We start from the raw sequence: 7664 nt of genomic DNA on the forward strand, positions 1-7664 counted from the left end.
TATTAACGTCAGCTTAACGCTTTGGAATCATTGTTCAACCTGTCCGTGTACGTGGATGAAGAATGATGAAAGCACTTTCCGCATTGATCGCTGCCGCGGCGCTGTTTGGTGGCATTCAGCTGTTTCATGGCGGCAGCCGTGAAAGCGTGGCCAACGAGGCCGCCCCGTCCAACAGCTACAGGCTGGTCGCCAATGGCGATGAGGCGGTCTGTGCAGTCAGCCGCGGGGCCGAAATTTCGGACGGTTTGTCGCTGCTCACCGTTGCTCCGAAATGCCGCCGGCTCTTGCCGGGCATAGAGCAGGCGAAGTTCTGGCGCGAGCAGAACGATGGCACGGTCGCCTTCAGCGCCAATGGCACCGATCCAATCGTCACCTTCGCGGCTGCCGATGGCGACGGCTACGAATCCTATGCCCCGGCGCTACCATTGCTGTCGCTGGCGGCCACCGGTGATAAGAAATCTGGCGACTGATTATTCCGCCGCCGCCCGCGCGCCAGCCTTCGCTGCGGCGTGCAGCCGAACCGCATCGCCGAAGGCCCGGAATATTTTCACCGAATTGCTGTCCGACTTGACCCAGTATTCCGGGTGCCATTGCACGCCGACGGCGAAGGCGCGGGCGTCGCGCACCGAAACCGCCTCGACCGTGCCGTCGGTGGCGACGGCCTCGACCTGCAGCTTCGAGCCGAGCCGGTCGATCGCCTGGCGGTGCAATGAATTGACCTTGATGTCGCCGGCACCGAACACACCGGCCAGGCAACTGTCGGGTTTGATCGAAATGGTCTGGTGGATGGCGAAGCGTTCGTCCTGCTTGTCGCTCACCGGCGCGCGGTGGTCAAGCGAGCCCTCGCGCTCCTGGATTTCGGTGCCGAGCGTGCCGCCCAGCGCCACGTTCAATTCCTGGATGCCGCGGCAGATGGCGAGCAGCGGCACGCCGCGCTCGATCGCCCGCCGGATCAGCGGCAGCGTCGTGGCGTCGCGCGCCGGATCATAGGGGCCATTGGCTTCGCTGGCGTCGCCGCCATAGAGCGAGGGATGCACATTGGATTTCGAGCCGGTGACCATCACGCCGTCGACCGACGAGAGAAGTTCGTCGAAGTCGAGCCGGTCGCCGAACGATGGCACCAGCAGCGGGAACACACCGGCGCCGGTGATCGCCGCTTCCAGATATTGCTGCGGGGCGGCATGCCAGGTGTAGTTGTCGAACTGACGGACGTCGGTCGATATGGCGACGAGCGGCTGATGCATTTTGCTCTGTGTTCCATCTGGGCAAGGGATACCTGCCGCTAAAATAGGCGATCCCCGGTTGTTTTTCCATGCCAAGTTTCGGCGTGTCGCATGGGCCACGAAATGGCCTGTTAGACTATAGTTGCAGGGTAGCTGGGCTTCGCCGTCAAATCGGGTCGCCGTGCTGGACTCGACTTCTTGCCTGTGTATTGTCTTGAACGAACCGACACGGAAACCGAGGATTTCCTGACGTCGGCCTGTTGATCCAAAAGGGAGGAACTTCATGGATCGTCGTTCATTCATTCGCAAGGCCGGTGTCACCGGCGTCGGTGCCGCCGCGGCGGCGGCCACACTGGCGGCGCCCGCAATAGCCCAGTCCAATCCCAAGGTGACGTGGCGGCTGGCGTCGTCCTTCCCGAAGTCGCTCGACACCATCTATGGCGGTGCCGAGGTGTTCTCGAAGATGCTGTCGGAAGCCACCGACGGTAACTTCCAGATCCAGGTCTTCGCCGCCGGAGAGCTGGTGCCAGGCCTGCAGGCCGCAGACGCCACCACGGCCGGCACGGTCGAGGCCTGTCATACGGTGGCATATTATTACTGGGGCAAGGACCCGACATGGGCGCTGGGTGCGGCGGTTCCCTTTTCGCTCAACGCACGCGGCATGAATGCCTGGCATTACCATGGCGGCGGCATCGACCTGTTCAACGAGTTTCTCGCCACGCAGGGCCTTTTCGGCCTGCCGGGCGGCAACACCGGCGTCCAGATGGGCGGCTGGTTCCGCAAGGAAATCAACACGGTGGCCGACCTTTCCGGCCTCAAGATGCGAATCGGCGGTTTTGCCGGCAAGGTGGTGCAGAAGCTCGGCGTCGTGCCGCAGCAGATCGCCGGCGGTGATATCTATCCCGCGCTGGAGAAAGGCACCATCGACGCGGCCGAATGGGTTGGTCCCTATGACGACGAGAAGCTCGGCTTCTATAAGGTCGCGCCCTATTATTACTATCCCGGCTGGTGGGAGGGCGGCCCGACCGTCCACCTGATGTTCAACAAGGCGAAGTACGAAGAACTTTCGCCGACGTACAAGTCGCTGCTGCACACTGCCGCGCAGGCGGCCGACGCCAACATGCTGCAGAAATACGATTATCTGAACCCTGCGGCGGTGAAGCGACTGGTAGCCGGCGGCGCGAAACTGCGCCCGTTCAGCCAGGAGATCATGGCCGCCTGCTTCGAAAAGGCCAACGAGGTCTATACCGAAATGGAAGCCTCCAACGCCCCGTTCAAGAAGATCTGGGAATCGATCAAGGGCTTCCGCAAGGAGCATTATCTCTGGGCGCAGGTGGCCGAATACAATTACGACACCTTCATGATGGTCCAGCAGCGCAACGGCAAGCTGTAGTCGGCCGGACTTCTGCTCAAAAGCTCTCTGGGCGGAACCCGCTCAGGGAGCTTTTCTGTATATACCGGAGGCGAAACCGGCGGTTCAGCCTCGGCGCGGCACCACCAGAACCTTGACCTCGCCGGGCGCCGGCGGATTGGCGATCACCGCTGGCGCTTCTTCAAGCGACACCTGCCTGGAGATCAGCCTATCGATCTCGATCGTGCCGGAAGCAATGAGTTCGGCGGCACGGCGATGGGTGTAGGGATTGAGGAAGGAACCGAGCACCTTCAGTTCCCGGAACAGCAGGTCGAACGGCTCGAATTCAGCTTTCACGCCTTGCGGCGTCACGCCGACGATGACGACCGTGCCACCGGCGCGGGCCAGCCGCATCGACTGCTCGACGGTCTCTCGCACGCCCGCACATTCGAAGACGACGTCGACACCGCCTGGCACCAGCCCCACCGGTCCGGCGATGGCATCGATGACATCGGCGGTGGTTGGATCGATCGTCATTGTCGCGCCGAGGTCCTCGGCGAGGGCGCGCCGCGAGGCTTGCCTGGTCGACAGGATGATGGTCGTGGCTCCCGCCAATCTTGCCAGTTGTACGGTGAGCAGGCCGATCACGCCGCCGCCAAGCACGACCACCGAGCTGCCCGGTTTGATACCGGCAAGGTCGACGCCGTGCAGGCAACAGCCGAGCGGCTCGCAGAAGGCACCGTGCATGGGATCGAGGCCCGCAGGCAGGACGAAAGCCTGCTTCTGCGGCAAGGCAAGATATTCGGCAAAGCCGCCATCGCGATGAATGCCGATGGCGCGCAGATTGCTGCAGAGATTGACTTGTCCCGCGTGACAACGCGCGCAGCGCCCGCAGGCGATGTTGGGGTCGCCGGTGACACGATCGCCGATGGCAAAACCCGAGACCGATTTTCCGATCGCCTCGACGAGACCGGAGAACTCATGGCCGGGCGTCACCGGCGGCGTGCACGGAAATTCGCCGTGAAACAGATGCCGATCCGTGCCGCAGACGCCGCAGGCTTCGATGCGCACCAGTAGCTCATCCGCACCGATGTCAGGCATGTCGACGTCGCGCAGCGTGATGCCGCCCACTGCTTCCAGCCGCACCGCTTTCATGGTTTTGACCATGCCGGTTCAGTTGAAGCTTGGCGGTTGCGACAGGTCGGGCTGTGGCGTTGCCGGCTTGGCCGGCGGCGCGTCGCCGAAGCTCGGCGGCTGCGACAGATCGGGGGCGGCGGGAGCCGTGCCGCCGCCGGCAGGCGCTGCGCCATCCGCCGGCGGCGTGCCGAGCGGCGACAGGCCGGGCATCTCCGGCACCTGGTAGTCGATCGTGCCCGGATCGACGGTCGTTCCCTTGTAGTGCATCACCATTTGCGGGAAGGCGATGGTCAACCCGATCATGATCACCTGGATGCAGACAAAGGGCACCGCGCCCCAATAGATCTGTCCGGTGGTCACCGGCGCGATTTGTTTGCCGGTGAGACGATCGAGATAGGGCACGCGCGCAGCCACCGAACGCAGGTAGAACAGCGCGAAGCCGAAGGGCGGGTGCATGAAGCTGGTCTGCATGTTGACGCCCAGGAGCACGCCGAACCAGATCAGGTCGATGCCGAGCTTGTCGGCGGCGGGCGCCAGCAGCGGTACGATGATGAACGCCAATTCGAAGAAGTCGAGGAAGAAAGCGAGGAAGAAGACGAGCATGTTGACGCCGATCAGGAAGCCGACCTCGCCGCCCGGCAGCGACGTCAAAAGGTGCTCGACCCAGATGTGGCCGTTGACGCCGTAGAAGGTCAGTGAGAACACCCGTGCGCCGATCAGGATGAAAAGCACGAAGGACGATAGCCTTGTCGTCGAGGCCAGTGCCTGCTTGACGACGTCAAGCGACAAGCGCCCCTTTGCCGCCGCCATGATCAAGGCGCCGACGGAACCCATGGCGCCGCCTTCGGTCGGCGTGGCGATGCCCAGGAAGATGGTGCCCAGCACCAGGAAGATCAGCGCCAGCGGGGGGATCAGCACGATGATCACCTGCTGCGCGAGCCTGGACATCATGTTGAAATTCAGGCGTTTGTCGGCAATGGCGACGATGTAGATGAACAGGACTCCGGCAGTCGCGCCGAGAATGTCGGCATTGTCGCCATGCGCCGGCGCCAGATAACGATACGCCGCGTAGGAAACCGCTAATGTGACCAGCAAAGCCACCAGCAGCGACATCACGCCATGGCCGAGTGTACGGGCCTCGAGCGGCAGCGCCGGCATCGAGTTCGGCCGGATGATCGACATGATCAGGATGTAGGACATATAGAGGACGGTGAGCACGAGGCCGGGGATCAGCGCGCCGGCATACATGTCGCCGACCGAACGGCCGAGCTGGTCGGCAAGCACGATCAGCACCAGCGACGGCGGGATGATCTGGGCAAGCGTGCCCGAGGCGGCAATGACACCGGATGCGAGCCGGCGGTCATAGCCATAGCGCAGCATGATCGGCAGCGAGATCAGGCCCATGGCGATGACGGAAGCCGCCACCACGCCGGTGGTCGCTGCCAAAAGCGCGCCGACGAAGATCACCGCATAGGCAAGGCCACCGCGGATTGGCCCGAACAGCTGGCCGATCGTGTCGAGCAGGTCTTCGGCCATACCCGATCGCTCGAGCACGATGCCCATGAAGGTGAAGAACGGAATGGCCAGCAGCGTGTCGTTCGACATCACCCGGCTGCCGTAGAAATTATCCGGCAATGCGTGCAGGAGCGGCCAGGCGAGGTTGATCGATCCTCCGGAATAAGGCGACAGCAGCACGCCGATGAAGAAGAACATCAAGCCGTTGGCGGCCAAGGAAAAAGCGACGGGGTAGCCGATCAGCAGGAAGATGATCAGCGAGGCGAACATGATCGGCGCCATGTTCTGCGCGATGAACTCCATCACGAGCGCACCTCGTCGGCCAGCGCCTTGGCTTCGAGTTCGGCCTGCTCATGCACGGAAATGAACGGATTGGGATCGTCCATGTCGCCGCGCATGATGGCGATCTTCTTGATGATCTCGGAGATGCCCTGCAGCGCGAGCAGGAAAAAACCGACGAGCAGGATGGCCTTGGCCGGCCAGATGATCAGACCGCCGGAATTGTTGGACATCTCGCCGCTGCGAAACGACAGCGACACATAGGGCACGAAATAGATCACCATCAACGTCACGAACGGCATCAGGAAGAAGAGATGCCCGAGTAGGTCGATCCAGTGCTGCACGCGGCGTGAAAACAGGCCGTAGACGACGTCGATGCGGATATGCTCGTTCTGCTTCAGCGTATAGGCGGCGGCCAGCATGAAGGCGGCGCCGAACAGATACCATTGCAGCTCGAGCCAGGCGTTCGAGGATATGTCGAACACCTTGCGGATAATGGCGTTGGCGGCGCTCACCAGGATCGCCAGCAGGATCAGCCACGATATCCACTTGCCGATGAATTCGTTGGCGCGATCAATTGTCCTGGATAGAGCAAGAAGCCCTGCCATGCATTCCTCCCTTGTACCGGAGGCGTGCCGGCTTCCCCCTTTTGTCCGTCACGCCGCGTGGTCCAACGGTATGCCGCGCGTGGACTGACGGGTCAACAAGGATAGAGGGAGCAAATATCATCGCATGGCAGACAGTGCCCAATACCGGCGATCTGCCCTGGCGTCATGCAACCAAAGTCTGACGTTTCAGGCGATTTTGCCGGTGTCGCGGCCGGCGCCGATCAGGATCAGCGTCGTGACCAGGAACAGATACATCCACGCATCGCGCCATTCGACCGGGAAATAGCCGGCCCACAGCGATTCGGCCATGCCGAAGGCGGCCGCGCCGAGTGCCGCGCGCGACGGCGAGAGATATCCGCCGACCGCCGTCACGAACAGGATTTTCAGGCCGTAGACGAGGCCCGAGCCGAAGCTGACATTGCCGTAATAGAGCCCGGCCATCACACCGGCCAGCGCGGCGCAGAAGCCGCCGAACAGGACCGCGTGCCGGAACACCGCGCGCACGTCGACGCCGCACATAGCGGCTGCCCTGGGGTCGTCGGAGACGGCGCGCCAGCGCCGTCCGAAGCTCGATCGGGCAAATGCCCAGCTGGCCAGCGCGATTGCCGCCACCACCACGGCGCAGTCGATGAGCTGGATGAGCGTCAGCGTTGCCCTGAAGGTGGCGCCCTGCGCGAAAACGATAGGCTGCGCCAGCATCGGCGGCAGCCACAGATCGTGCGTGTCGGCGGCGATGCGGCTCGCTTCGGACAGCAGCAGCAGGATGCCGAGCGTCGTCACCACGATTGCATTGGGTGTGCGGTCGGCCAAAGGTTCGAAGACACTGCGCGACAGCACGTGGCTGATCAGCGCGGCATAGAAGAACGCAGCGACGACGCCGAGCGCCACCGCCGCCAGCAGCGTCAGCCACAGCATCTGATAGCCGAAGGCGGCGGTCAGGATCATCGTCTGGCCGCAAAAGGCGAACAACGCGCCATAGGCGAGATTGGTGCGGTGCAGGATGCCGTTGGTCAGCACATAGCCAAAGGCGAGCAGCGCATAAAGCGCGCCCGAATGCAGCCCGTTCAACACCTGCTGGAAGAAATAGAGCATGCAAAACCTCGAAGCATGCCGCCCAAAAGTGCGAAGCGGTCCTGGCCAACGACAGGCTCAAAAGGCTGCGAAGATCATCGCAGCCCAGAGTGAGGGTGCATCGCTGAATCTAACTTGTCAAATACGATTTATAGGTTAGATTTTCGCCATGACGGTATCCTGGACCCCGCACCGCTTCACCGGCGGCCTGCTTGCGCTCGACACAGCGAACACCGTCGTGCTGCGCGGCGATCCGGGGCGAACCTTCGATCGCTTCGACGATCCGGCCGAGATTGCCCGCTTCGCCGATGCGGCGAGCCGCTTTCGCGCTGCCGAACTTGGCGATAGGCCATTGGCGGTATCCTCGGCGGTGGCGATCGCACCCGTCGTGCTGTCGATCCGCGAGGCGACCGACCGGCTGTTTCGTGGAGCGGCGTCGAAGGGCGCGGTTGCCACCACTGATCTGCCCGGATTCCTGAG

At 62.8% G+C, this 7664-nt stretch carries 7 protein-coding genes and 1 pseudogene; 3 read left to right on the top strand and 5 right to left on the bottom strand.

What is annotated here, in order from left to right:
• Positions 1–65 precede the first annotated feature (65 nt).
• Complete coding sequence (locus EN939_RS00495) at positions 66–470, top strand: hypothetical protein (RefSeq protein ID WP_032901504.1); 405 nt, start codon at positions 66–68, stop codon at positions 468–470.
• Here EN939_RS00495 and EN939_RS00500 read toward each other — a convergent pair whose 3' ends face one another.
• The gene (locus tag EN939_RS00500) at positions 471–1244 is read right to left on the bottom strand and encodes a gamma-glutamyl-gamma-aminobutyrate hydrolase family protein (protein WP_127266508.1); all 774 of its coding nucleotides are present in this window, start codon (positions 1242–1244) and stop codon (positions 471–473) included.
• 262 nt (positions 1245–1506) lie between these two features.
• Between EN939_RS00500 and EN939_RS00505 the strand changes: the two genes are divergently transcribed.
• Complete coding sequence (locus EN939_RS00505) at positions 1507–2616, top strand: TRAP transporter substrate-binding protein (RefSeq protein ID WP_013528215.1); 1110 nt, start codon at positions 1507–1509, stop codon at positions 2614–2616.
• A gap of 84 nt (positions 2617–2700) precedes the next feature.
• Here the strand turns inward: EN939_RS00505 and EN939_RS00510 are convergent, their stop codons facing one another.
• The 4 genes from EN939_RS00510 to EN939_RS00525 all read right to left on the bottom strand — a co-directional run bounded on the left by EN939_RS00510 (position 2701) and on the right by EN939_RS00525 (position 7205).
• Positions 2701–3729, bottom strand: coding sequence for a zinc-dependent alcohol dehydrogenase family protein (locus EN939_RS00510; protein ID WP_164748951.1), 1029 nt, complete (start codon positions 3727–3729; stop codon positions 2701–2703).
• An 18-nt stretch (positions 3730–3747) separates the two neighbouring features.
• Entirely contained in the window at positions 3748–5529 is a 1782-nt protein-coding gene (locus EN939_RS00515; RefSeq protein WP_127266513.1) for a TRAP transporter large permease, read from the bottom strand.
• The gene (locus EN939_RS00520; protein WP_127266510.1) at positions 5529–6113 is read right to left on the bottom strand and encodes a TRAP transporter small permease subunit; all 585 of its coding nucleotides are present in this window, start codon (positions 6111–6113) and stop codon (positions 5529–5531) included. The genes EN939_RS00515 and EN939_RS00520 overlap by 1 nt, the downstream gene beginning before the upstream one ends.
• A 186-nt stretch (positions 6114–6299) precedes the next feature.
• Positions 6300–7205, bottom strand: coding sequence for a branched-chain amino acid ABC transporter permease (locus EN939_RS00525; protein WP_127266511.1), 906 nt, complete (start codon positions 7203–7205; stop codon positions 6300–6302).
• 148 nt (positions 7206–7353) lie between these two features.
• Here EN939_RS00525 and EN939_RS00530 point away from each other — a divergent pair.
• Positions 7354–7664 (top strand): annotated as a pseudogene (locus EN939_RS00530) (ABATE domain-containing protein); the annotation flags it as partial.

This window comes from Mesorhizobium sp. M7A.F.Ca.CA.002.05.1.1 (assembly GCF_003998335.1).
GTDB lineage: Bacteria > Pseudomonadota > Alphaproteobacteria > Rhizobiales > Rhizobiaceae > Mesorhizobium.